This window comes from Dactylosporangium sp. CA-052675, assembly GCF_050947935.1.
Taxonomy (GTDB): domain Bacteria; phylum Actinomycetota; class Actinomycetes; order Mycobacteriales; family Micromonosporaceae; genus Dactylosporangium.
Map to the genome: position 1 here is coordinate 10,032,977 of NZ_CP192010.1, position 23,144 is coordinate 10,056,120.

Consider the following 23,144-nt stretch of genomic DNA (forward strand, 5'->3'; position numbering starts at 1 on the left):
CCGTGGCGATCGACACGGGCGGGTCCTCCAACACTTGTTCGCATTGATGCCGCACAGTAGGGGGCGTGCGCCCCTCCACCAACGGCAAGGCCGTTCTCATCGCTCTAGCGCTCGCCACGGTGCTCACCGGCGCCGGTAGCTGCGACGTCTCCTCCACCCCCGGCTCGGCCACGGGCTCCTCGGACACGGGCACGAACACCGGCTCCGGCGGCGGGGGTGGCAACGCGAAGGCGTCGCTGGACACGTTGACCGTCGCCACGGCCGCCTCGATGTCCGGCTACAGCCGCGAGAAGTTCACGCACTGGATCAGCCAGGGGAACGGCTGCGACACGCGCGACGTCGTACTGAAGCGAGACGGCAAGAACGTCAAGGCCACCGCCGACTGCAAGATCACGGCGGGCTCCTGGCACAGCCCGTACGACGACAAGGACCTGACCGACCCGCAGTCCCTCGACATCGATCACATGGTGCCGCTCGCGGCCGCGTGGCGCTCCGGCGCCGCGAAGTGGACCGACGAGCAGCGCAAGGACTTCGCCAACGACCTGACCCGGCCGCAGCTGTTCGCGGTCAGTCTCCAGTCGAACCGGTCGAAGGGTGACCAGGACCCGTCGACGTGGAAGCCGCCGAACCACGCGTTCTGGTGCACGTACGCCACCGACTGGGTAACAGTGAAGTCCTACTACAAGTTGTCCGTGACGACCGCGGAGAAGACCGCGCTCTCGGACATGCTGGCGACCTGCTGATGCGCTTCTGGAGGAACCGGATGACGGAGACGAACCCACCCGCTTCGGCCCCGGCTGCTGACCCGGTTCCTCCACCGACTTCGGCTCCTTCGGAGGCACCGGCCGCTTCGGCATCCACCGAGGCGGCCGCTTCCACCGAGGCGCCTGCTTCCACCTCGGTACCTGCATCTTCGGAGGCGCCGGCTTCTTCGGAGGCGCCGCGGACCGACATCGTGGCCGGCCCGGGCGGGGTCATGACCGACGAGGTCGGAGTCGTGACCGGGGAGCTGACCCTGCAGTCCGAGATCGGCGCCGACGGGGCCTTCGTCGTCAAGGTCCAATACAAAGACGCCGATGAATGGTACTCAGTGACGGGCGCCAAGGGCACGCTGAAGGACCCGGCCGACCTGGCGGCCGTCCACGCCGTCGTCGCCGGGATCCTCAACCGCCCCGAGGGCTAGACCGCCCGTCGGCCCTCGAAGGCGCGGCCCAGGGTGATCTCGTCGGCGTACTCCAGGTCGCCGCCGACGGGAAGGCCGCTGGCCAGCCGGGTGACGTTGAGGCCCATCGGCTTGACCAGCAGGGCGAGGTACGTCGCCGTCGCCTCGCCCTCGGTGTTGGGGTCGGTCGCGAGGATGAGCTCCTTGCACGTGCCCTCGGCCAGGCGCGTCATCAGCTCGCGGATGCGCAGGCTGTCGGGGCCGACGCCCTCGAGCGGATTGATCGCGCCGCCGAGCACGTGGTAGCGCCCGCGGAACTCCCCCGTGCGCTCGATCGCCACGACGTCCTTGGGCTCCTCGACCACGCAGAAGACCTCGTCGCTGCGGCGCGGGTCGCGGCAGATCCGGCAGAGCTCGGCCTCGGCCACGTTGAAGCAGCGCGTGCAGAACCGCACGAGCTCCTTGACCCGCTGCAGCGCCTGGGCCAGGCGCTTGACGTCCGCGGGGTCGGCCGAGAGCACGTGGAACGCGATGCGCTGCGCGCTCTTCGGCCCGACCCCGGGGAGGCGACCGAGTTCGTCGATCAGATCCTGGATGGCGCCTTCGTACACGCCGGTCGCCCGTTAGAAGCCGGGCAGCCCGAGCCCGCCGCCCAGGCCCCCGAGCCCGGCGGTCAGCGGGCCCATCTTCTGCTCGGTCAGATCACGGGCGGCCTGGGCCGCGTTGTGCACCGCCGCGACGACGAGGTCCTCGAGGGTCTCGACGTCGTCCGGGTCGACCGCCTTGGGGTCGATCTTCACCGACACGACCTCGCCGGTCCCCTTGACGGTCGCCGTGACGAGCCCGCCCCCGGCCGTCCCGGTGAGCTCGGCCTCGGCCAACTCCGCCTGCGCGGCGACCATCTGCTGCTGCATCTTCTGGGCCTGCTTCATCATCTGCTGCAGGTTGGGCTGTCCACCGGGCCGCACAGAGCGCTCCTTCATGGTCGGATTCTTCAATCAAAGCTTAGGGCCTGCCGAGCGTCCGCTTCCGAGCCGACCCGCCAGCGGAAATTCCATTTGCCCACGTCGCTGGGCCCGGTCACGCTAGGTTGAGCTTCACCGGCGACGACACCCTGGGTGACAACAGAGGCACGGCGAGTGGGAGTTTCGCAGGTTGCGATATGGCACTTTGTGGTCTGGCGATCTGTGACGCAGCCGACTCATACTGTTTGACGAGGCTAAGGGGGGAACCGATGCCGACCGTCTTCTATCAAGGTCACGACATCGTCATCACTGATGATGTCTACGCGATCTGGAAACCCGAGCCCCAGGTGTTCGACCTGGAGGCCCTCGAAGATCTGCGTGTGGAGCACGACGGTCGCCCCGGACGAATGGTACTCCTCGTCGCGGGCGCCCTGGTCACCGTGGGGGCGGCGGCCGCAATGACGCTCACCGACGGCGCCGGTCAATACGTCATCGCCGCGGCCGTGCTGTCCGTGCCTCCGCTCACGGGCCGCGCGATCCGCATCTTCACCCCGGTCGTGTGGCTCCTGCGCGCCAGCTACGGCGGGGCCGGCGTCACCCTCTTCGCATCGAGCAACGCGATTACCCTGCTGCGCGTGCGGCGCAGCCTGATGCGTGCCTTCGCGGCGAACGCGGCCAACGTGGAGCGCCTCGACCGCACCGGCTACGCCGATGCCTACAGGAGGCTGAACTCCCTGCTCTGAGGGGTGGCCCCAGAACCTGCCCGCGGGACTCGTAGTCCCGCGGGCAACGCCCGTTGCCCGGTTTGCCGGATATATGCATTCATGGGCCAACCTTGCATACTGACGTGTCGTTGTGCAACGCGCTCCGTATGCTGAAGGTTCACGTCCTAGGGTTTGAGGAGGCCGACCCGATGGCCGAGAACAGTAAAGCCCTCGAATGGCGCAGGTCCCGTTTCTGCGGCAACCAGGCGTGCGTGGAAGTCGCATTCAGCGCGAATTCGGTTCTGATCCGGGATGGCAAGCATCCGGATGCGGCGCGCTTGCAATTCAACCCCGACGACTGGCGGGCCTTCATCGCGAGTCTGACGGCCGGCAAGGCCTAGCCGCGGTCGAACTGGCCGATCTTCACGCCGGCCACGAACGCCCGCCACGGGCCGGACTCGAAGGAGAGCACCGCCTCGCCGGGGTTCTTGCCGTCGCGAACGAGCACATCATTCGCGGTGGCGACCTCGACGCACGTCGTGTTGCCGCAGTAGGAGCTGCGGCGGAAGACGCGTGGCATGGCCGATTCGTGCATGGTTCACCTGGGTTTCTGACGGGGAGGCACTCGCCTCCGGTCGGGTCCTTCGGCGTCAGGCCGAAGATCCTTCATCGGCCGGCCAGAAATCCGCGGTGGCGGGGGCCTTCGCGGCGGCGGCTATCCTCCGGGCCGATTCGACTTCCCCGATCGAGGCATCCCACATCCGATCCCAGCCCTCGCGGTGTCGCGCAATGCGGACGGAATCGTCGACGATTTCGTCGATGGTATAGCTCTCTCGGTACAACACTGCGTGGCTGTTGTCCTCGCTCGACAAGTACAGCAGGTCGTATTGACCGAAAGGCGGATATGGACTCGAAAGCGGGTGGAGGCGCACGTTGAGCCAGCCTTCGGCAATGGCCGAACTGACCGCGGACAATGCCTCACCGAGCGCTTCGGCCCCGCCGTACCGGCGCAGGAGTACCGACTCGTCGAACAGTGCGAAAAGCTTGGGGCGCGGGGCGCGATCGCGCAGCGCCTTCCAACGCGCGGTCCGGATCTCGGCGCGCGTGCGAATCTCGTCATCGGTCAGGTCGCCCACGAAGCCGCTGGTCACGGCGAGGGCGTAGGCCTCGGTCTGCAGCCATCCGGGGATCGCCGCCGGCGCGAAGCTCCGTATCACGGTCGCCTCGGCCTCGAAGCTGATCAATTGACGCAGGGCCGGCGTCAGCATGTCCTGATAACGCCGGTCGTCCCACCACTGCTTCCGCTGCCGCTTGGAGGCCTTGGCCGCCTGGATCAGATCCTCGACGGTGTCGCGGTCCTTGATGCCCAGATAGGACAGCAGCGGGCGCAGGTCGTTCGCGGAGATCGTGACCTCGCCGGACTCGATCCGCATCACTTTGGAGAGGGACCACTCCATCGCCTCGGCGACCTGAGACTGGGTGTCTCCCTTTCGGGAGCGGGCGTCCTTGATCGCCAGCCGAACCTTCCGGCGAGCAGCCGCGGGCGCGTCACCCGAACTCATCGTGTCCCTCGTTGGACGTATGCCTAGTAGCCATATCGCAAAGCGTGGTTCAGCCTACGCGCCTGGTCGAGGCGTTTGGGTAAGACATGAAAAGAACCGAGTCGTGCCATACCCCGCCGTGTCGGGAAATATGGTCGCTCACTCGGGTGGCCCGCTCGGGCCGTGGCCCAGTGTAGGACCCAGAGGCCATACGGCAATCGGTGATATGGCAGATTCGCCGGATCGTTACCTACCGGACAGTAGAGTCACGATCCGGCGAAAGTGGTCAGCTCGCCGCGCCGGTGCGGTCGCGCCATTCCAGCGCACGGATCAGGGCGCGGCGGACCTGGCCGAAGGTCTGCCGATCGGTGCTGTGGAACAGCCGCACGTCCTGCAGGCCGTACCGGGCGCGGATCTCCTGGGACGGGCGGGAGCGGCCGGAGCGCGGATGCTGCAGCACGTAGACGCCTTCGAGAAAGTCCAGGCGGTACTGCACGGGTGCCGGATGCAAGATCACGACGTGATCAGTGGTGACGATCAGGTCGGGGCCTTGATAAAACATTCGCATTTCCCTTCCCCTCGGCCTTGCTCAAGGGGCCGGTCGTGCGGTAAGGATGACATCAGGTATCGATGCTGCCGCTCCGCGTGACCGAAGTGGCGGCCGCAACAAGAACAGCGCCCGGTGACCGCCGGGCGCTGTTGCGTTTCCGCCACTCGCCCCCTCGTGGCTCTCCTTCGATGGTTGCATGGCCGCATGCCTGTGCGCTAGCTCTCAATCTGCCATATCGCAGGTTGCCTGAAAGCCGCTTGCATTGCGCGGCGGCGTCCGAGCGGGCGCGTCAGATCGGCAGCGGGTCGGTGCGGAACTCCAGGGCGCGGATCAGGGCCCTGCGCACGGCGCCGAACGCCGCCCGATCGGTGGTGTAGAAGAGACGCACGTCGGCCGAGCCGAGGCGCGCGCGAATCTCGTGCCCCGCCCGGAAGCCGGCCCCCCGGCCGTGCCTCACGACATACGGCGACATGATCTGCTCGAGCGGGTAGCGCAGCTCCCGCGGGTGCAGGACGACCACGTGCGTGCTGGTGATCAGGATGTCCGAACTCCGGTAGAACATCGCTGCCCCCTCCGACAAGTAATCAGATGGTCGCACGCGGTGTCACGCCGGAGAAGGCATTGACCTGCCATATCGCAGATGGCGACATGACGTTTGCCTGTCCGGCGGATGTCGTTCCGGGAGTCATGTGGTTCCGGGAGTGATGTGTTCCGGGTGTGCGGTCTTCCCGGGAGTGCGGCGTCGGGCCGGCGCGGGTCGCGGCGCCGGGCTTCGCCGCGCGCGCCGCGAGCACATCAGGGCATGAGACGCTCGCCACACTCGGCTGTGCGCCATCTGCGGCCTTCGCGCCAGGAGCGACAACGCCGGGCCCCGTTGAGCGGTAGCCCGGCGTTTCGCCTGGTAGAACCGGCGGAGGATACGAGATTCGAACTCGTGAGGGTTTTATCCCAACACGCTTTCCAAGCGTGCGCCCTAGGCCTCTAGGCGAATCCTCCGTGCGCCAGGATACCCATCGCTCGCCGGGTTCGCGCACCGGGTATTGTGGTCCGTAAGCCGCTCGTGCGGCGACACCTCATGAACCTCCCCAGGGCCGGAAGGCAGCAAGGATAAGTGAGCTCTGTCGGGTGCACGAGCGGTGTTTCATATCCGAGCCCGCCCGCGTGACGCCCGCCGGAAAGTGTCGGTGGTCGGGAGTACGGTGGTCCCGGCTCTAGTCGAACGGAGGACCGCTGGTGGCGCTCGCGCTCTACCGCAAGTACCGGCCTCGGACGTTCGCCGAGGTCATCGGCCAGGAACACGTCACCGAGCCGCTGTCGCAGGCGCTGCGCTCCGGACGACTCAACCACGCCTACCTCTTCTCCGGCCCGCGCGGCTGCGGCAAGACGAGCAGCGCCCGCATCCTGGCCCGCTCCCTCAACTGCGAGCGCGGCCCGACCCCGGAGCCGTGCGGCGAGTGCCAGTCCTGCCGCGACCTCGCACCCGACGGCTCCGGCTCGATCGACGTCATCGAGATCGACGCGGCCAGCCACGGCGGCGTCGACGACGCGCGCGACCTGCGCGAGCGAGCGTTCTTCGCCCCGGTGTCGAGCCGCTTCAAGGTCTACGTCATCGACGAGGCCCACATGGTGTCCTCGGCCGGCTTCAACGCGCTGCTCAAGCTCGTCGAGGAGCCGCCGGAATACGTCAAGTTCGTCTTCGCGACCACCGAGCCGGAGAAGGTCCTCGGGACGATCAAGTCCCGGACCCACCATTACCCCTTCCGGCTGATTCCCCCGGGGGTCCTGCGGCCCTATCTCGAACAGCTCACCGCCGCGGAGGGCGTGAAGGTCGAGCCCGCGGTCTTCCCGCTGGTCGTCCGTGCCGGCGCCGGCTCCGCCCGAGACACCCTGTCGGTGCTCGACCAGCTCATCGCCGGCGCGGGCGAGGACGGCGTCACCTACAACCGCGCGGTCGCCCTGCTCGGCGTCACCGACGTGGCCCTCATCGACGAGATGTGCGAGTCCCTGGCCGCCGACGACGGCCGCGGCGCCTACGGCGTCATCGATCGCGTGGTCGAGGCCGGCCACGACCCGCGCCGCTTCGCCTCCGACCTCCTCGAGCGCCTGCGCGACCTGATCGTCCTGCAGCAGGTGCCCGACGCCGTCGAGAAGGGCCTGCTGGACGCCCCGCACGACCAGCTCGACCGCATGGGCGCGCAGGCTTCCCAGCTCGGCCAGGCCACCCTCTCGCGCTTCGCCGACATCGTGCACAACGGCCTCACCGAGATGCGCGGCACCACGGCCCCGCGCCTGCTGCTCGAGCTCATCACCGCACGCATGCTCCTGCCGGGCGCGGACGATTCGAGCTCGGCCCTTCTGCAGCGCCTGGAGCGCATGGAGCGTCGCCTCCAGGCCGGCGGCGTCCCGGCCGCTGCCCCCGCTCCCGTCGCCGCCCCTGTCGCCGCCGCCTCTGCTCCCGCCGCTGCCCCCGTCTCCGCCGCACCCGCGTCGCCCGCTCCGGCTCCATCCCCGGCATCGGCCGACGGCGGGAACCGGGGCCTGGACTACATCCGCGACGCCCGCTCGAATGTCGCCCCGCCCGTGGCGCCGACGCCTCCGAGCACCTGGTCCGAGGCACCCGCACCCGCGCCCTCGCCCGCACCCGCGCCCTCGCCCGCACCCACGCCTCCGCCCCCGGCTGCCGCTGCGGCCCCACCGGCTGCGGCCGCTCCGGTGCACAGCGGCGGTGGAGGCATGGACGCCGAGGCGATCCGCCGGGTCTGGCCCGACCTGCTGGCCCTGGTGAACGACAAGAGCAAGAAGGCCGGCGCCATCATCCGCGAGGCCACGGTCCAGGACGTCGAGGGCACCACGCTGGTGCTCGGTTTCAAGTACTCGACGCACGCCGACATGCTCAACGCCTCCCCGGACGTGCTGCTGAAGGCCCTGCAGGAGCTGCTGGGCGGCCGCTGGCAGGTGCGCTGCGAGGTGGGCGGCCAGCCGGGCGGCGGAGGCGGCGGCAACCGCCCCGCGCCCCCGAAGCCCACGCCCCAGCCCTCCGGCCCCTCGGCCCCGACGTCGGGCCCGCCCTCGGGTCCGGGCGGCGGCCAGTCGTACGGCGCACCGCCGCAGCAGGCCCGTTCCCAGAGCGCTCCTCAGCCGGTCGGCGCCTCCCGGGCCGCGTCTCCCTCCGCTTCTGTCGCCACCGCCTCTTCGGCCGCCGATGAGGAATGGCCGGTCGCCGCGGTCCCGGGCGGCGCGGTGGCGGCCGCTCCCGCCCCGGCGGAGGACTGGCCGACTCCGGCGACCCCACCGGCGCCCGTCACCGTCTCCCAGCCGCCGGCGGTCGCCCCCCAGCCGCCGAGCACCGTGCCCGCCCACTCGTCCGTGTCGGCACCCCCCGTCATCGCGGCCCCTCCCACGGCGCCCGCCGCGTCCAGTTCGTCCGCATATGCCGGAAACGCCGCCCCAAATCCGGCCGCGTCCGTCTCCAGCGGGCACACGGCGACAACGGGCGGCCCCAACACCGCCGCACCCGCCCGCCCGCGGCAGGGCGGCTCCAGCGCCCTGGAGAAGGCCCGCGAGGCCGCCAGTCGGGCCGCGGCGGCCGCGGCCGGCGGCACTCGGCGCCCGGCGGGCCCCAACGCCGGGCCGGCCGCGGCGGTCGGAGGCCAGCCTGCGGCACGTGGGGGCAACTCGGCCTGGGACGGCACGGCGGCGGACGAGCCTCCGTTCGACCCCGAGTACGACTCTCCGGTCGCCGACCCGCGCTTTCCTGGCCTGGACCCCGGCGACGAACTGCTCGACGACGCGTCGGAGGTGCGGGAGACGAGCGAGGAGGCGGCGGTTCGGCTGCTGATGGAGACGTTCGGCGCCGAGAAGATCACCGAGATCAGCAGCTAGCTCCACGCCGCTGAACCACACCCGCCGGGCTCACGGGCCGGCCGGCGCGATGCCCATGAAGCGCTTGCGAGCTCGACCCAGCGACCGCAGGGCGGACCTCGATATTGTGCGATCCCCCGGCACCCGCGGACTTCGACTCGGGCCGCACGTCCGCGCCACCGCTGGAGTACCCATCCGCCCAGGAGGTCGGCACCACTCCGGCCGAGGCGAAGGAGGCGCACATCGGGGCTCGATCGATTGTCGAGGCTGCCCGCAGGCTCATGCCGCATCTGCGCTTCTTCTGACACACGATCCTGCGGTGCCTGGATGGACGCACCGCGTAGCGGCCACGCTGGTGTGAGCCGCCGGCGCGTATTGCGGCGACGGGGCTGAGACGAAAAGCCAAACGCCCGGCTGCCCCCTTGCGGAGGTGCCGGGCGTTTCTGCTGGCCGCCGGCGGTGGCGCTGGGATTCGAACCCTCGGGAGGGCGTAAACGATCATTCGCTTCCGAGGTCTGCCCTCTTCCGTCCAGGCGTGGTCACCGGTGTGTAGGGGCTGACTCGGACGGTGAGCCGGACGACCCGAAACGTCGGCGGACGTGGGCGAACGCGACGGCGACTGGGACCGCGCTTGGCACGCAGTCGCTCGGTTCGGCGCCGAGGTCGAACACGGCGTGCAGGATCGGCTCGGGGTTGGGTTTCATTCGGGCCGGATCGGCATAGGCGCGCCCGATCACGGAGGTGATGTACGGCGCAAGCCGTTTCGCGGTCAGGTATTCCATGACCGCGCCGGCAGAGTTGTTGCTGACGATGGCGATCGGCTTGCCGGCCTTGCGGGCAGCCACAATGACCTCCCGGGCGTACGGCGTAGGCGCCGAGGATCGGACCGCGTGTAGCTCGGCCGCGCACAGAGCATCCTCGACCGCGCGCGTGACCTCGGGTTGCCGCAGCGTGCCGACCCACCGGAGAAGCTCCAGCGGATCGGCGGTGCCGAGCAACTCCTCCGGGAGCGTCACGCCCTGGGCGTGAAGCAGCGCGCGGAGGTCATCGGCGACGCTGAGCGCGGGGTGTCCGGCGAAGATCGCACACACCGGCCCGTCGAAATCGAGGAGCAGCGGCCCGCGGCCGGCAAGGAGCCGGCTCAGCGTTGCATCGCGGCAGTCGATCCGCGCCGAGGCGGCCGACACCAAGTCGCGCGCCGGCCGCCGCCGAATCGGTCTGCCGGAGCAGCTCGTCTCGCTGCTGCGGCAGCACGAAGTCGACCAGGCCGCCGACCGGCGCAAGGCCGCGCAGTTGTGGACCGATGACGGGTGGGTGTTCGCCACACCGACCGGCGGCCCGCTCAACCCCCGAACGGATTACGACGAGTGGAAGCGGCTACTCAAGGCGGCCGGGCTACGAGACGGCCGGTTGCACGAAGCCCGGCATACGGCGGCCACCGTGCTCCTGATCCTCGAAGTGGCTGAGCGGGCGGTGATGGGCATCATGGGCTGATCCAACTCGGCCATGGCGAAGCGGTACCCGCACATCACGGGTCAGGTGCGGCGAGACGTGGCGAAGCGTGTCGGGGGGCTCCTGTGGCGACCTCCCGAAGAGGCCGACGACGCCAACTGAGACCGCACGCGAAAACGCCCGGTGACTCACTCAGAGTCGCCGGGCGTTCTTGCTGGCCAGGTGCGGTGGCGCGGGGATTCGAACCCCGGGAGGGCGTAAACCCTCACACGCTTTCGAGGCGTGCTCCTTAGGCCACTCGGACACGCCACCGCCGATGAGGTTACCTGACTCCCCGGGGCCATCCGCGCGGGGGCTCGCCGTTTGGCAGGATCAGCCTATGAGCACGCACATCGGCGCCGAGCCGGGTCAGATTGCCGAGCGAGTCCTCATGCCTGGGGACCCGCTGCGAGCCAAGTGGATCGCCGAAACGTACCTCAAGGATGCCCGCTGCTACTCGACCGTACGGAACATGCTCGGGTTCACCGGGACGTACGACGGTGTCGAGGTCTCCGTGCAGGGGTCCGGCATGGGCATGCCCTCGGCAAGCATCTACGCGCACGAGCTGATCAACGACTACGGGGTCAAGGCCTTGATCCGGGTGGGCAGCTGCGGGGCGATCCGCGATGAGCTCAGGCTTCGCGACGTCGTGGCCGCGATCGGGTCCAGCACCGACTCCAACATGAACCGCGCGCGGTTCGACGGGCTCATCGACTACGCGCCCGTCGCGGACTTCGGGTTGCTGCGCACGGCCGTCGACGTCGCCGCGGAGCAGGGGGTTTCGATGCGCGTCGGGCCGATCCTCGCCGCCGACGCGTTCTACACCGACCGGCCCGACCTCTACGACCGCCTCGCCGACTACGGGGTGCTCGCGGTGGAGATGGAGTCCGCGGCGCTCTACACGATCGCGGCTCGCTACAACGCCCGCGCGCTCACGCTGCTCACGGTCTCGGATCACATCAAGACCGGCGAGCGCACCACGGCGCAGGAGCGCGAGCAGACGTTCTCGCAGATGGTCGAGATCGCGCTCAAGACGATCATCCAGTAAAACCGGGCATAATGTATAAATCCGATATGTCGTGGCGCGGAGCGCCCGACATATCGGATCTACACCAGGCGGCAGGAGACAGGCGACGCGAGGACCGCCGTCGCAGAAGGCGAGCCACGCGGAGACCGCCGTCGTAGAAGACGAGCACGCGGAGACCGCCGTCGTAGAAGACGAGCGACGCCAGGGGCACCGTCCGGAAAGAGCCGGCCAGGGCCCCCACAGCATCACAACATCAGGACGCCAGCGCGGCCGTAGGCGACAGGCGAGCCGCCCGCATCGCCGGATACAGCCCCGCCCCAGCCCCGATCACCACCGTGGCCAAGAACCCGCCGACGAGAGCCCAGAGCGGCAACACCGCCGGCCACGAGCGCCACGCCGCATAGGACTCCGTCACCAGCAGGCCCAGCAGCACGCCGAAGAAGCCGCCCAGGCCGGCCAGGAGCAAGGACTCCGCGAGGAACTGGGCTCGAACGTCCCGCCGCCGGGCGCCCAGAGCGCGCCGCAGACCGATCTCCGAGCGTCGTTCCAGCACCGAGATGACCATTGTGTTCGCCACCCCGACGCCGCCGACCAGCAGGGCCACCGCGCCCAGGCCCAGCAGGAGCCCGGTGTACGCCTGGTCGGTCGCGGCCTTCGCCGCCAGCGCGTCCGAGGGGCGGGAGACCTGCACCTCGTTCGGCGCGGCGGGGTTGGCGGTCGCGGCCAGCACGTCGGCCACGGACGATACGGCGTCATCGCGCGAGCGGCTGTAGATGGTCGTCGCGTAGCCGTCGAAGCCGAGCACCGACGCGGCCACGGGCCAGCCGATCAGGGCGGCGGAGTCCAGTTCGGGCGCCAGCGGTACCGGATCCAGGATCCCCACCACCGTGAACCAGTGCCCGCCGAGCCACACGTTCAGGCCCAGGCCGTCGGTCAGGCCCAGGATCTCGGCCGCGCGCGAGCCGAGGACCACGGTGGGGTAGGTCGGCGCCGCGAGCCAGGTGCCGGCGCGGACGTTCGCGCCGACCGTGCCCGGCAGCGTCGTGCGCGCCGCGAGGACCGCGATGCCGCCGGTCTCCGAGGAGGGGATGCGGTCGGTGCGGTACACGTGCGCCGACGTGACCCGCCCGGTCGCCGACACGGTGGTGACGGGCCCGATGCGCGCGACCATGGCCTCGGCCTCCTCGGGCAGGTGGGAGGCGTCGCCGAAGAACGACTTGCCCGGCCCGACGGTGAGCAGGTTGGTGCCGAGCGCGGCCAGGCGGCGGTCGACCTCGGCGCGGCTGGAGGTCGAGATGCCCACGACCGCGACCATCGCGGCGATGCCGATCGCGATCCCGAGCGCGGAGAGCACGACCCGCAGCGGCCGGGTCCGCAGGCCGACCGCGCCGAGCCGCACGATGTCCGGGAACTTCATGCCAGCCGCCCGTCCCGCAGCGCGATCTGCCGCGGCAGCGAATCGGCGATCTCCCGGTCGTGAGTGATCACCACGACGGTCGTCCCCGCGTCCCGCAGCGAGCGCAGCAACGCCATGACCTCGGCCCCGGCGGCGCTGTCGAGGTTGCCCGTGGGCTCGTCGGCGAGCAGCAGGGGCGGCGAGCCGACCACCGCCCGGGCGATCGCCACCCGCTGCCGCTCGCCGCCGGACAGCTCGTGCGGGCGGTGCGAGAGGCGATGGCCGAGGCCGACGCGCTCCAGTGCGGCGGCGGCCCGGCGGCGGCGGGCGGCGAGGGCGACGCCCGCGTAGAGCAGCCCGTCGGCGACGTTGTCCAGCGCCGAGCGCCCCGGCGCGAGGTGGAACTGCTGGAAGACGAACCCGATGGTCGTGGCGCGCAGCCGGGACAGGCCGGCGTCGGAGAGCGCGGAGACGTCCCGGCCGTCGATGCGCACGGTGCCGCTCGTCGGCACGTCCAGCGCGCCGATGAGGTGCAGCAGCGTCGACTTGCCCGAGCCCGACGGTCCCACGACGGCGACCAGCGCGCCCGCCTCGACGCGCAGCGAGACGTCGTCGAGGGCGACGACGCCGCCCGGGTACACCTTCCGGACCGCCTCGAGCGCGATCATCCGGCGACTCCGACCGTCAGGCCCGCGGTCAGGCCGGGGCCGGAGACCTCGACGCGCAGCGAGACGTCGTCGAGGGCGACGACGCCGCCCGGGTACACCTTCCGGACCGCCTCGAGCGCGATCATCCGGCGACTCCGACCGTCAGGCCCGCGGTCAGGCCGGGGCCGGAGACCTCGACGCGCCCGGAGGCGAAGAGGCCGGTCGACACCGCCACGATGCGAGTCGTACCGCCGTCGACGACCTGCAGCCCGTAGCCGCCCTCGGCCAGTGCCACCAGCGCGCCGACCGGCACGATGAGGACGTCCGGGCGCTGCTGCGACACCAGGGTCACGGTCACCGGCGCCGCGTCGTAGGTGCCCAGCTTCCCCTGGTCGGCGACGGTCACTGTCACGTCGACGGTCACCCTGGTCTGGTTGTTCTGCACGGAGGCCGTGGCCACCGCCCCGATCGCGGCGATCTTCCCCGGCACCTCGCGGTCGTCCGGCAGCTTGACCGTGGCATCGGCCCCGACGGCCGCGAGCCGCTGCTCGGTCACGTCGAGCTGGACGGTGACCAGCCGGGTCGAGCCCGTCCACTGCAGGATCGGGCCGGCCGCGTTGTCGCCGAGGTGCGCCTTGACCTCGCCCACGCGCACGGCGTCGGGCGCGACGACGATCCGGCCGAGCTCGACCGTTCCCGTCTCCGGCAGCCCGAGGTCCGACTGCCAGTCGCGCACGGCGTCGGCGGTGGCCCCGGTGAACGAGTCGTCGGCGGTGAAGCCCTTGTACCCGAGCGCGGCGAGGTTGGCCTCGAACGCGCGCACGTCCTCGCCCTCGTCGCCCGGCTTCAGCGCGCGGTAGAAGGGGGCCGCGGCGTAGAACAGCACGACGGGGCGGCCGTCGGCGCGGTACAACACCTCGTTGCGCCGCACCGTGGACCCCTCGGCCGGCAGCCCGGTGACGATGCCGGGCAGGCGGCCGTTGACCGTCACCGGATCGCCGAAGCCGAGCGTGCCGTCCACGGTCTCGGTCGCGGTGAGCGTGCCCTTGGTGATGGTAGCGGTCTTCGGGGCCGGCGCCGCGCTCGTCGCGGGTGCCGGACGGTTGAGGCCGACGTACGCCGCCGCACCCGCCACGACGAGCACGGGCACGAGCCACAACAGACGCTTCACCGCCGCACCACGCTCTTGCACGCCTCGGCCGCGGCCTTGAAGGTCGGCGAGTTGAAGTCCAGTCCGCTGTTGAGGATCGCGGAGACGCCGGTGTTCGGGTCCGGGTCGGGCATGTCGACCCCGTGCTCGCGCATGCACTTGGCGAAGGCCCGCGCCTGCTCCAGCTGCTGCGGCGAGAGGTTCTCGAGGGTCCCGCCGTTGGGCAGGTACCGCTGGCAGGCCGAGGCCGCCGAGACCGCCTTGTTCCGGTCGCCGCCGGTCGCGTTCGGGTCGAACTGGATGTTGCCGTCGGGGCCGGGATCGGGCACGTCGATCCCGTGCTCGCGCATGCACTTCGCGAACTGACGGTTGGCCTCGGCTTTGTCGACCGCCTTGTCGACCGCGGCCGAGGGCTTCGCGGTGCCCCCGTCGGCCGAGGCCACCGACGGGCCGGACGGCTTCGACGAGCACCCGAACAGCAGCGCGCAGCTCAGCAGAACCAGCAGCTTCTTCATGCGGCCCAGTCAAGGCGCGCGGCCGTAAGGGGGGCGTCAGCACCGGCGCTTATCCCCGCCTTACGGCCGCGGCGGGCACCATGAGGGGATGCGAGTGCTGGTGGTCGAGGACGAGCAGCTGCTGGCCGACGCCGTCGCCGAGGGCCTGCGCCGGGAGTCGTTCGCGGTCGACGTCGCCTACGACGGCTCGGGGGCCTTGGAACGGCTGGGCGTCAATGAGTACGACGTGCTGGTTCTCGATCGGGACCTGCCCGGCGTCGACGGTGACGAGGTCTGCCGCCAGGTGAGCGCGCGGCTGCCCGGCACCCGCATCCTCATGCTCACCGCGGCCTCGGCCGTGGCCGAGCGGGTCGCCGGGCTGTCCCTCGGCGCCGACGACTACCTGGGCAAGCCCTTCGCGTTCACCGAGCTGGCGGCCCGGGTCCGGGCCCTGGGCCGGCGTGCCCGCGCGGCCGCCCCGCCCGTGCTGGAGCGCGGCGACCTGCGGCTGGACCCGAACCGGCGCGAGGTGTTCCGCGCCGGGCACTACGTGGGGCTGACCCGCAAGGAGTTCGCGGTGCTGGAGGAGCTGCTGCGGGCCGGGGGCGCCGTCGTCTCGGCCGAGCAGCTGCTGGAGCGGGCCTGGGACGAGCACATCGACCCGTTCACCAACGTGCTGCGGGTGACCGTGATGACGCTGCGCCGCAAGCTGGGCGATCCGCCCGTGATCGAGACCGTTGCCGGAGTGGGGTACCAGATCCCGTGAAGCACCTGCGCATCCGCGTCCGCCTGACCGCCCTGTTCGGCGCGCTGTTCCTGGCCGGGGGCGTGCTGCTGCTCGGCGTGACCTACCTGCTGGTCCAGCAGAACATCCACCAGCGCAACTCGAACGTCAAGCTCGACGACCTGCCGCCCGAGGTGCGTCAGACCCTCGGGGTCGACCAGCGGCGCTTCCTCGACCTGGTGCAGCAGCTGCAGGCCCGCCAGGACCAGGTCGAGCAGGCCACCCTCGACGCGCTCGTCACCCAGGGGTCGATCGCGCTCGGCCTGGTGACCGTGATCGGGGTCGGCTTCGGCTGGCTCGTCGCGGAGCGGGCGCTGCGGCCGGTCGAGCGGATCACCGAGACGGCCCGGCGGGTGGCCGGCGGCAACCTGCACGAGCGGATCGCGATGCGCGGGCCACGGGACGAGATCAAGGAGCTCGCGGACACCGTCGACTCGATGCTGGAGCGGCTCGACCAGGCCTTCGACGGGCAGCGCCGGTTCGCCGCCAACGCCTCCCACGAGCTGCGCACGCCGATCGCCATCAACCGCACGCTCATCGAGGTGGCGCTCGGCCGGCCGGACCCGCCGCCGGAGGTGGTGCAGCTGGGCGAGACGCTGCTGGCCGTGAACGCCCGGCACGAGCGGCTCATCGACGGGCTGCTCACGCTCGTCGCCTCGGACCAGCCGCTGACCGTGCACGACCGGGTCGACCTGGCCTCGGTGGCGAGGCACGTGGTTTCGGACCCGGTGGTTTCGGACCCGGTGGTTTCCGGCCCGGAGGTCTCGGCCGAGCTCGAGCCGGCGGTCGTCGTCGGCGATCCGGTGCTGCTGGAGCGGGTCGTGCAGAACCTGGTGGACAACGCGCTGGCGTACAACGTGCCGGACGGGAAGGTCTGGGTGACGACCACGCGGGCCGGTGACCGCGCGCGGCTCGTCGTGGAGAACACGGGGCCGGTCATCCCGGCGTACGAGATCCCGGGCCTCTTCGAGCCGTTCCGGAGACTGCGGTCCCGCACGGGCTCGGCCCGCGGCACCGGGCTGGGGCTGTCGATCGTCCGCTCGGTGGCGGTCGCGCACGGCGGGACGGCCGACGCCGAGCCGCGCGCCGGCGGCGGCCTCCGCGTCACGGTGACCCTGCCCACATAAAACAATCCGATCGATCGCACTTTTTGTTGGTACCGTCTGAGCATGACTGACGGCCGACTGGCGCGCGGCGAGCGTTCCCGCACCGCCGCCCTCGACGCCGCGGTCGTGCTGGCCACGGAGTCCGGCCTCGAGGGGCTGTCGTTCAACCAGCTCGCCGAGCGCCTCGGGGTGAGCAAGTCCGGCCTCTTCGCGCACTGGCGCACCAAGGAGGAGCTGCAGCTCGCCACGGCCGACCACGCCGAGGCGCGCTTCACCGAGCGCGTCGTGCGCCCGGCCCTGCACCGGCCGCGGGGCGTGCGCCGGCTGTGGGCGCTGCACGAGCTCCGGCTGGCCGACATCGCCTCGGGCGACCTGCCGGGCGGATGCTTCTTCGGCATCGCCCAGTTCGAGTTCGTGGGCCGGCCCGGCTCGGTGCAGCAGCGGCTCGCCGCGGCCCTGGAGCGCTGGCACACGCTGCTCGAGCGGCTCATCGCCGAGGCCGTCGAGCTGGGCGAGCTGGCCCCGGACACCGACCCGCAGCAGCTGTCCTTCGAGCTCAACGCGCACGGCACGGCGGCCGTGTACGAGTCGCGGCTGCGGCCGGCGAGCAACGTCTACGAACACGCGCGCGCCGCCGCGCTCGGCCGGCTGCGCGGATTGAGCCCTCGACCACAACTACTTCCGGAGGCGTGATGTCCGGTCACCTTGCTGGGCACCTGTTCGGGCACGTGGAGCCGTTCACGGTGCACTTCGACGACCTCGACCCGATGGGGATCGTGCACAACGCGCGGTATGCGGTCTTCCTGGAGCGCGCGCTGTCGCGGTGGTGGGCCGAGCGCGGGGTCTCGTTCGCGGGCGGGCGGCCCTCGACCCCCGACGCCGTGCACGCCGTCGCCGAGTACTCGATCGCCTACCGGGCCCCGGTCCGCGGCACGGGCGAGATCGGCGTGCACTTCTGGCTCGAGTCGCTCGGGGAGAGCAGCGCGGTGTACCGCTTCCGCATCCTCTCCGCCGACGGCGCCACGGTCCACGCGGAGGGCCGGCGGGTCAACGTGAAGCTCGACCCGGTCACGCTGCGCCCGGCCCCGTGGACCGAGGCGGCCCGGAGCGCGGCCCGGCCGCTACTGGCGATCGTCCCGCAGGCGACCGTCCCGCAAGCGACCGTCCCGCAAGCGATGGTCGCTGAAGAACTCGCGCAGCAGCGCTGAGGCCTCGTCCGGCAGCACCCCGGCGATCACCTCGGGGCGGTGGGTGAGGCGCCGGTCGCGCATCACGTCCCACAGCGAGCCGACCGCGCCCGTCTTGGGCTCCCAGGCGCCGAAGACGACCCGCCCGACGCGGGCGAGCACGATCGCGCCCGCGCACATCGTGCACGGCTCGACGGTGACGACGAGCGTGCAGTCCTCGAGCCGCCAGCCGTCCGTCTTGGCCGACCGGCGCAGCACCAGCATCTCGGCGTGCGCGGTCGGGTCGCCGGTCAGCTCGCGCTCGTTGTGCGCGGCGGCGAGCTCGGCACCGTCCGGCCCGAGCAGCACCGCCCCGATGGGAACGTCGGCCCCCGCGCCGGCCGCGACCTCCAGCGCGCGGCGCATGGCCGTCTCCCACCGGCGGATCACGCCTCGCGCAGCTCCTCGATCTCGTCCCCGGCGCCGACGGCCTGGCAGATCTCCGCCGTGATGTCGGCCGGGAGCATGCCCTCCTGGGCGCACAGCTCCAGCAGCCGCCCGCCGGACACGCCGAGGTCGGCCAGCAGCTCGGGGTCGCCGACGGGCTCGACGTCGGGCTCGGCCGAGGGCCGGTCCTCCTCCTCGTCGTCCTCGTCCGCCTCGTCGGCATCGGCGTCGGCGATCTCGGGCAGCTGCTCCTCGATGTCGCCGAGCAGGATGGCGCCCAGCCGCGAGTCCTCGGCGAACACCTGGTCGGAGCCGAAGACCCGCAGGTCCTCACCCTCGTCGAGGCGCAGGATCGCGAGGTAGGCGTCGTCGGACTCGACGAACAGCAGCGAGACGGACGCCTCCGGATCGGCGTCACGCAGACGATCGGTGATCTCTTCGATGTCGGCGACACCGCTGAGGTCGAGCTCGGCTGCGGCCCAGCCCTCAGCGCCGCGCGTGACAGCGGCAGCGAAGTGCGACACGGTCCCCCCGGTCGGTGCTCGTCGGTACGCGTGAACACTATTCGAGCGGGTTGCGCCTTGCTGGCAAAGGGGCCCCGAGTCCGCCTCGGCGAGTCGTCCTCTCCTTGCGTCCGTCCGGGTGAACGCGAACGGGCCGAAGGACCGAACAGGGGGACTCAGCCGGCGATGCGGCGCCGGTTGGCGATGAGTTCGCGCAGGCGGTCGGCGCGCACCCGGCGGGGGTGGAGTCGCTCGCGGAGCGCCTTGGCGTCCGCGAGCTCGACGAGCAGCGCGAGCCGCCGTCGCCGCCGCTCGGGGTCGAGCCGCTGCAGCCTCAAAGCCATGTCGCTGAGCGTGATCCTCGTCGCAACGCTCGTCAAGAGAGCGTTTTTCACCACAACAGCCAGTCGCCGCCCGCTAGACGGTAGGCGACGAGCATGCCGGCGATCGCCAGCGCGACGCCGCTCGCGGCGGCCACCCCCACCGCCACGCCCCGGTCGCCGAAGCGGGCCAGGATCGCGGCCGCCCCCCACGCGACGAAGGCGGCGACGATGGTCGTCCACACGTAGGCGCGGGCCGAGGAGTTCATGAGCAGCCCGAACAGCAGCATCCAGGCCGCGCCCGCGGCGCCGCCCAGCGCGACCATCTGGCCGCGGGCGGGCAGCGGCTCCCGATAGGTCGGCCGGGGCTGGCTCACCTTGAACACGGGCGGCTTCAGCGCGCCCTGCCACGCCCCGTAGGCCGCGGCGGGGGTCGGGGGCCGGGAGGCCGGCGGCTGCGCGCTCAGGCGCGGCGGAGGCCCCACGACCGGCGGCCCCATGGCACCCGGCCAGGGGCCGGGCGGGGCGGTCGCCGCGGCGGGACCGCCCGGCTCCTTCCACTGCGACTCGCTCACTGCCACATCTGCAGCTTAGCCCGGTGCGTCAGCCGAAGACCGCGAGCCGTTTCCAGCTCGCCCCGGCCACCATGGTGAACTCGCCGCCGGCGACCACCTGGCGCAGCGGCTCGGCGGCGGCCAGCGTGCGCACCCCCACGACGCCGTTGGCCTGCGGCGCCCAGTCCAGCAGGCGGCCGGAGCCGTCCACCGCGGCGAGCTTGACCCGGCTGAGCGAGCCGTCGGTGCAGGCGCCCTGGCTGCCGTTGCGGGCGGTCTTGCAGGCGCGGTCGAAGTGCCCGCCGACGTACGCCACGTCGCCGAGCGCCGCCACGGCCTGCACGTCGCCGTCGAAGACCCGAAGCCAGCGCTGCCGTCCGTCGGGCGAGTAGGCCGCGGCCCGGCCGCCCTGCCCGCCCATGCCGGCGTAGACGGTGCCGTCGGCGCCGACGGCCACGGAGTGCACGACGGCCTCGGGGCGCGGCAGGAAGCCCTTGTCGAGCGCGCCGGTCACGGGGTCGACGGCGGTGAGGCGCGGCGAGTTCGAGACGTTGCCGGTCCGGTGGAAGGAGCCGCCGAGGTACACCCGGCCCGTCCCGGCCGCGAGCGACTCCACGGCGTCGTCGGTCGTGGGGGTCCACCGGGCGTCCAGCGCGCCCGTGGCCGTGTCGAACGCCGCGAGGTTGGCCCGCCGGGAGGAGTCGACCTGGGTGAAGCGGCCGCCGACGTACAGTCGCCCGCCCCGGACCGCGAGGGCCACCGGCGAACCGGCGATCGCGTGGCTGAACGCATCGACGGCGCCCGAGCTCGCGTCCAGCTTCGCGAGCGAGTCCCGCTTGGCGCCGGAGATGCGTGAGAAGTCACCCGCCACGTACACAGCGTGACCGTCGGCGACCAGGGCGCGCACGGTGTCGTCCGCTTTCGGGGCCCAGTCCAGCAGCGCCCCGGTGCGCGCGTCGAAGGCCGCCAGGCGCGACCGGGCGACGCTGCGCCCGCCCACGATCGCGTTGCCGAAGGAGCCGCCCACGTAGACGGTTCCGCCCAGGTAGGCGATGGTGTGGACGGGGCCGTCGAACTGCGGGGAGACGCTCGGGCTCCGCTCGACTCCGGCCGCGCTCGCGATGCCGCCGGTGAGCACGGCGACGGCCGCGACAGCAGCCGCCACAAAAGGGATAAGTCGCATGAACGCACGGTAACGGGATGTAGTCGTACGAACAGGAATGAACCGCTTCGCATGAGGCGTTCGGCGGCCGTCCCGAGCCGAACGGAGGATCGGCAGGTGTGCGACAGTTCCGCAGTGCGTGATGCGACGTTGAACGTGGCGGTGATCGGCCTCGGGCTGATCGGCGGGTCGGTCCTGCGGGCGCTCGCGGTGCACGGGCACCGGGTGAGCGGCTACGACGCGGACCCGGCGACCAGGGCGACCGCGCGCACGGCCGCGGCCCAGGCCCCGGCCAACGCGCGCTGGCACGTGACCGGCTCGATCGCCGATGCCGTGCGCGACGCCGAGCTGGCCGTGGTCGCGGTGCCGCTGCCGGCCGTGGGGGCGGTCTTCGACGAGCTCGCGTCGCTGGGATACGTCGGCGTGGTCACCGACGTCACCTCGGTGAAGGGGCCGGTGCGGGACCTGGCCGCCGACCGCCTGCGCACCGGCGGGCAGGCGCTGGCCACGTTCATCGGCGGGCACCCGATGGCCGGCCGCGAGACGTCCGGCTTCACCGCCGCCGATCCCCGCCTGTTCAACGGCTGCGCCTGGGTGCTGTGCCTGACCGAGGACGGCGCCGGCCTGCGCGACTGGGTCGACCTGGCCGCGCTCGTCACGGGCCTCGGGGCCCGGGTCGTGCCGGCCACCGCGGACGAGCACGACGCCGCCACCGCCGCGATCTCGCACGTGCCGCACCTCGTCGCGGCCGCGGTCGCCGCGCTCATCTCCAACGATCCGCTCGCCGGGACGCTCGGGGCGGGCTCCTTCCGCGACGGTACCCGCGTCGCCGCCTCCCGCCCGGAGCTCACCGCGGCGATGTGCGGGGGCAACGCGCCCGCCGTCGGCCGGACGCTCGACACGGTGCTGGCCGACCTGGCCGCCGCTCGCGCCGCGCTGGACGGGTCCGACCCGATCGCCGCGCTGACCCCCTGGCTCACCCCCGGCCACACCGCGCGGCTGGCCTGGCCGCCGGAGCCGGGCGAGTCCGCCGACCTGCCCGCGCGCGCGGACGTGCTGCTGCGCCTGGGCCGGGTCGGCGGCTGGATCGAGTCCGTGTCAGCCGACCGCAAGACCGTCCGGGCCGTCCGCCCGGCCTGAGAACGTGCGGGCGTCGGTGACCACCGCGGTCACCAGCTCGGCCGGTGTCACGTCGAAGGCCGGGTTGACCGCGTCGGTGCCCTCGGGCGCCGTGGACCCCGCGACCTCGGCCGCGCCCCGGTCCTCGATCTCCACGTCCGCCCCGGACGCGGTGCCCAGGTCCACCGTGGACTCCGGCGCCACGCAGATGAACGGGATGCCGGCCGCGCGGGCGCCGAGCGCGTGGGCGTACGACCCGATCTTGTTCACCACGTCGCCGTTCGCGCAGATCCGGTCCGCGCCGAGGATGACGGCGTCGACCTCGCCGCGCGCCATGAGGAACGGCCCGGCCGAGTCGACGGCGAGCCGGTGCGGCACCCCGGCGCGGCGCAGCTCCCACGTGGTGAGCCGCGCCCCCTGCAGCAGCGGCCGGGTCTCGCTGGCGACCACCCCGCCGAGCCGCCCCCGCCGGTGCAGCTCGAACACCACCGCGAGCGCGGTGCCGTCCACGACCGTGGCCAGGCCGCCCGTGTTGCAGTGGGTGAGCAGCCGCGGGCTGTCCCCGCAGAGCTTCTGCACGAGGTCGGCCCCGCGCCGCGCCATGCTCCCGGAGCTGGCGATCTCCTCGTCCCGGATGCGCAGGGCCTCCGCCAGCACCGCGTCGAAGGACGGCAGCAGCGCCGCCGCCCGTTGCGCGCCGCGCGCCAGATTGACCGCCGTCGGCCGCGCCGTTCGCAGCAACTGTACCGCCTGAGCCCGCTCCCGCTCCCCCTCGAACTGCTTCGCGGCGAGCGCGACCCCGAGCGCCCCCGCGACCCCGAGCGCCGGCGCTCCCCGCACCCGCAGCCGCTGGATCGCCTCGACCAGCGAGTCGACGGTCTCGAGCCGCAGCACGACGTGCTCGTGCGGGAGCCGGGTCTGGTCCACCAGGACAACGGCGCCGTCATTCCAGTCGATCGTGGACTTCAAGTCAGTCGTGAACTTCAATGTCATTG

General features: G+C 71.9%; 29 protein-coding genes, 2 tRNA genes, 1 other RNA gene and 1 pseudogene. 13 read left to right on the plus strand and 20 right to left on the minus strand.

What is annotated here, in order from left to right:
• The first annotated feature begins 65 nt into the window (after positions 1-65).
• Positions 66-743, plus strand: a complete 678-nt coding sequence (locus tag ACQP1P_RS45100; RefSeq protein ID WP_433081109.1) for an HNH endonuclease family protein — start codon at positions 66-68, stop codon at positions 741-743.
• A gap of 233 nt (positions 744-976) precedes the next feature.
• Positions 977-1,183 (plus strand): hypothetical protein, encoded by a 207-nt coding sequence (locus tag ACQP1P_RS45105; RefSeq protein WP_433081111.1) that lies wholly within the window; start codon positions 977-979, stop codon positions 1,181-1,183.
• On the opposite strand, the gene recR is transcribed toward ACQP1P_RS45105, so the two are convergent.
• Positions 1,180-1,773 carry a recombination mediator RecR gene (gene recR / locus ACQP1P_RS45110; protein WP_433081113.1) on the minus strand — a complete coding sequence of 198 codons (594 nt, stop codon included), beginning with the start codon at positions 1,771-1,773 and terminating at the stop codon, positions 1,180-1,182. The genes ACQP1P_RS45105 and recR overlap by 4 nt on opposite strands.
• 12 nt (positions 1,774-1,785) lie before the next feature.
• Positions 1,786-2,106 (minus strand): YbaB/EbfC family nucleoid-associated protein, encoded by a 321-nt coding sequence (locus tag ACQP1P_RS45115; protein ID WP_350619114.1) that lies wholly within the window; start codon positions 2,104-2,106, stop codon positions 1,786-1,788.
• A 290-nt stretch (positions 2,107-2,396) separates the two neighbouring features.
• Between ACQP1P_RS45115 and ACQP1P_RS45120 the strand changes: the two genes are divergently transcribed.
• Both ACQP1P_RS45120 and ACQP1P_RS45125 read left to right on the plus strand, forming a co-directional pair.
• Positions 2,397-2,870 carry a DUF6232 family protein gene (locus ACQP1P_RS45120; RefSeq protein ID WP_433081115.1) on the plus strand — a complete coding sequence of 158 codons (474 nt, stop codon included), beginning with the start codon at positions 2,397-2,399 and terminating at the stop codon, positions 2,868-2,870.
• Between the two features lie 128 nt (positions 2,871-2,998).
• Positions 2,999-3,232, plus strand: a complete 234-nt coding sequence (locus ACQP1P_RS45125; protein WP_433081117.1) for a DUF397 domain-containing protein — start codon at positions 2,999-3,001, stop codon at positions 3,230-3,232.
• On the opposite strand, the gene ACQP1P_RS45130 is transcribed toward ACQP1P_RS45125, so the two are convergent.
• From ACQP1P_RS45130 to ACQP1P_RS45150, 5 genes are all read right to left on the minus strand, one after another.
• Positions 3,229-3,411 (minus strand): DUF397 domain-containing protein, encoded by a 183-nt coding sequence (locus ACQP1P_RS45130; RefSeq protein ID WP_433081119.1) that lies wholly within the window; start codon positions 3,409-3,411, stop codon positions 3,229-3,231. The genes ACQP1P_RS45125 and ACQP1P_RS45130 overlap by 4 nt on opposite strands.
• A 70-nt stretch (positions 3,412-3,481) precedes the next feature.
• Entirely contained in the window at positions 3,482-4,393 is a 912-nt protein-coding gene (locus ACQP1P_RS45135) for a helix-turn-helix domain-containing protein (RefSeq protein WP_433081121.1), read from the minus strand.
• 265 nt (positions 4,394-4,658) lie between these two features.
• Positions 4,659-4,889, minus strand: a complete 231-nt coding sequence (locus ACQP1P_RS45140) for a DUF6232 family protein (protein WP_433081123.1) — start codon at positions 4,887-4,889, stop codon at positions 4,659-4,661.
• A 322-nt stretch (positions 4,890-5,211) separates the two neighbouring features.
• Entirely contained in the window at positions 5,212-5,484 is a 273-nt protein-coding gene (locus tag ACQP1P_RS45145) for a hypothetical protein (RefSeq protein WP_433081125.1), read from the minus strand.
• A 349-nt stretch (positions 5,485-5,833) separates the two neighbouring features.
• Positions 5,834-5,918, minus strand: a tRNA-Ser gene (locus ACQP1P_RS45150).
• A 54-nt stretch (positions 5,919-5,972) separates the two neighbouring features.
• On the opposite strand from ACQP1P_RS45150, the gene ffs reads away from it, so the two are divergent.
• Positions 5,973-6,066: signal recognition particle sRNA small type (gene ffs / locus ACQP1P_RS45155), an RNA gene on the plus strand.
• A gap of 89 nt (positions 6,067-6,155) precedes the next feature.
• Positions 6,156-8,804, plus strand: coding sequence for a DNA polymerase III subunit gamma and tau (locus ACQP1P_RS45160; RefSeq protein ID WP_433081127.1), 2,649 nt, complete (start codon positions 6,156-6,158; stop codon positions 8,802-8,804).
• Positions 8,805-9,322: 518 nt separating this feature from the next.
• Here the strand turns inward: ACQP1P_RS45160 and ACQP1P_RS45165 are convergent.
• Positions 9,323-9,973 carry an HAD family hydrolase gene (locus tag ACQP1P_RS45165; RefSeq protein ID WP_433081129.1) on the minus strand — a complete coding sequence of 217 codons (651 nt, stop codon included), beginning with the start codon at positions 9,971-9,973 and terminating at the stop codon, positions 9,323-9,325.
• Here ACQP1P_RS45165 and ACQP1P_RS45170 point away from each other — a divergent pair.
• Positions 9,951-10,397, plus strand: a pseudogene (locus ACQP1P_RS45170) (tyrosine-type recombinase/integrase); the annotation flags it as partial. The gene ACQP1P_RS45165 and the pseudogene ACQP1P_RS45170 sit on opposite strands and share 23 nt — an antisense overlap.
• Before the next feature lie 63 nt (positions 10,398-10,460).
• On the opposite strand, the gene ACQP1P_RS45175 reads toward ACQP1P_RS45170, so the two are convergent.
• Positions 10,461-10,547: transfer RNA gene (locus ACQP1P_RS45175), tRNA-Ser, on the minus strand.
• A 67-nt stretch (positions 10,548-10,614) separates the two neighbouring features.
• Between ACQP1P_RS45175 and deoD the strand changes: the two genes are divergently transcribed.
• Entirely contained in the window at positions 10,615-11,322 is a 708-nt protein-coding gene (deoD, locus tag ACQP1P_RS45180) for a purine-nucleoside phosphorylase (RefSeq protein ID WP_433081131.1), read from the plus strand.
• Between the two features lie 232 nt (positions 11,323-11,554).
• Here deoD and ACQP1P_RS45185 read toward each other — a convergent pair whose 3' ends face one another.
• Genes ACQP1P_RS45185 through ACQP1P_RS45205 form a run of 5 tightly spaced genes read right to left on the minus strand, consistent with a single transcriptional unit; the run spans position 11,555 to position 15,009 of the window.
• Positions 11,555-12,718: an ABC transporter permease gene (locus tag ACQP1P_RS45185; protein ID WP_433081133.1), complete on the minus strand. Its 1,164-nt coding sequence runs from the start codon at positions 12,716-12,718 to the stop codon at positions 11,555-11,557.
• Positions 12,715-13,365 (minus strand): ABC transporter ATP-binding protein, encoded by a 651-nt coding sequence (locus ACQP1P_RS45190; RefSeq protein WP_433081135.1) that lies wholly within the window; start codon positions 13,363-13,365, stop codon positions 12,715-12,717. Before ACQP1P_RS45190 ends, ACQP1P_RS45185 begins: the two co-directional genes overlap by 4 nt.
• Positions 13,362-13,490, minus strand: coding sequence for a hypothetical protein (locus tag ACQP1P_RS45195; protein WP_433081137.1), 129 nt, complete (start codon positions 13,488-13,490; stop codon positions 13,362-13,364). Before ACQP1P_RS45195 ends, ACQP1P_RS45190 begins: the two co-directional genes overlap by 4 nt.
• Positions 13,487-14,515, minus strand: coding sequence for a peptidoglycan-binding protein (locus tag ACQP1P_RS45200; protein WP_433081139.1), 1,029 nt, complete (start codon positions 14,513-14,515; stop codon positions 13,487-13,489). The genes ACQP1P_RS45195 and ACQP1P_RS45200 overlap by 4 nt, the downstream gene beginning before the upstream one ends.
• The gene (locus ACQP1P_RS45205) at positions 14,512-15,009 is read right to left on the minus strand and encodes a hypothetical protein (RefSeq protein ID WP_433081141.1); all 498 of its coding nucleotides are present in this window, start codon (positions 15,007-15,009) and stop codon (positions 14,512-14,514) included. Before ACQP1P_RS45205 ends, ACQP1P_RS45200 begins: the two co-directional genes overlap by 4 nt.
• Positions 15,010-15,097: 88 nt before the next feature.
• On the opposite strand from ACQP1P_RS45205, the gene ACQP1P_RS45210 reads away from it, so the two are divergent.
• From ACQP1P_RS45210 to ACQP1P_RS45225, 4 genes are read left to right on the plus strand one after another with little or no spacing between them, the layout of a single operon-like run.
• Positions 15,098-15,754, plus strand: a complete 657-nt coding sequence (locus ACQP1P_RS45210; protein WP_433081143.1) for a response regulator transcription factor — start codon at positions 15,098-15,100, stop codon at positions 15,752-15,754.
• A complete protein-coding gene (locus ACQP1P_RS45215; protein ID WP_433081145.1) occupies positions 15,751-16,899 on the plus strand; it encodes a sensor histidine kinase in 1,149 nt (382 codons plus the stop codon). The genes ACQP1P_RS45210 and ACQP1P_RS45215 overlap by 4 nt, the downstream gene beginning before the upstream one ends.
• Before the next feature lie 42 nt (positions 16,900-16,941).
• The gene (locus ACQP1P_RS45220; RefSeq protein WP_433081147.1) at positions 16,942-17,571 is read left to right on the plus strand and encodes a TetR/AcrR family transcriptional regulator; all 630 of its coding nucleotides are present in this window, start codon (positions 16,942-16,944) and stop codon (positions 17,569-17,571) included.
• Positions 17,571-18,086, plus strand: coding sequence for an acyl-CoA thioesterase (locus ACQP1P_RS45225; RefSeq protein WP_433081149.1), 516 nt, complete (start codon positions 17,571-17,573; stop codon positions 18,084-18,086). Before ACQP1P_RS45220 ends, ACQP1P_RS45225 begins: the two co-directional genes overlap by 1 nt.
• On the opposite strand, the gene ACQP1P_RS45230 is transcribed toward ACQP1P_RS45225, so the two are convergent.
• The 5 genes from ACQP1P_RS45230 to ACQP1P_RS45250 all read right to left on the minus strand — a co-directional run bounded on the left by ACQP1P_RS45230 (position 18,000) and on the right by ACQP1P_RS45250 (position 21,051).
• Complete coding sequence (locus ACQP1P_RS45230) at positions 18,000-18,470, minus strand: nucleoside deaminase (RefSeq protein WP_433090399.1); 471 nt, start codon at positions 18,468-18,470, stop codon at positions 18,000-18,002. The genes ACQP1P_RS45225 and ACQP1P_RS45230 overlap by 87 nt on opposite strands.
• 20 nt (positions 18,471-18,490) lie before the next feature.
• Positions 18,491-19,015 carry a tRNA adenosine deaminase-associated protein gene (locus ACQP1P_RS45235; RefSeq protein WP_433081151.1) on the minus strand — a complete coding sequence of 175 codons (525 nt, stop codon included), beginning with the start codon at positions 19,013-19,015 and terminating at the stop codon, positions 18,491-18,493.
• A 155-nt stretch (positions 19,016-19,170) separates the two neighbouring features.
• On the minus strand, positions 19,171-19,338 hold the full coding sequence (locus tag ACQP1P_RS45240) for a hypothetical protein (RefSeq protein ID WP_433081153.1): 168 nt from the start codon (positions 19,336-19,338) through the stop codon (positions 19,171-19,173).
• A gap of 47 nt (positions 19,339-19,385) precedes the next feature.
• Positions 19,386-19,895 carry a hypothetical protein gene (locus ACQP1P_RS45245; RefSeq protein WP_433081155.1) on the minus strand — a complete coding sequence of 170 codons (510 nt, stop codon included), beginning with the start codon at positions 19,893-19,895 and terminating at the stop codon, positions 19,386-19,388.
• Positions 19,896-19,917: 22 nt separating this feature from the next.
• Positions 19,918-21,051: a hypothetical protein gene (locus ACQP1P_RS45250; protein WP_433081156.1), complete on the minus strand. Its 1,134-nt coding sequence runs from the start codon at positions 21,049-21,051 to the stop codon at positions 19,918-19,920.
• A gap of 114 nt (positions 21,052-21,165) precedes the next feature.
• Between ACQP1P_RS45250 and ACQP1P_RS45255 the strand changes: the two genes are divergently transcribed.
• Positions 21,166-22,170 carry a prephenate dehydrogenase gene (locus ACQP1P_RS45255; RefSeq protein WP_433081158.1) on the plus strand — a complete coding sequence of 335 codons (1,005 nt, stop codon included), beginning with the start codon at positions 21,166-21,168 and terminating at the stop codon, positions 22,168-22,170.
• Here the strand turns inward: ACQP1P_RS45255 and mtnA are convergent.
• On the minus strand, positions 22,129-23,136 hold the full coding sequence (mtnA, locus tag ACQP1P_RS45260; protein ID WP_433081160.1) for an S-methyl-5-thioribose-1-phosphate isomerase: 1,008 nt from the start codon (positions 23,134-23,136) through the stop codon (positions 22,129-22,131). The genes ACQP1P_RS45255 and mtnA overlap by 42 nt on opposite strands.
• Positions 23,137-23,144 lie beyond the last annotated feature (8 nt).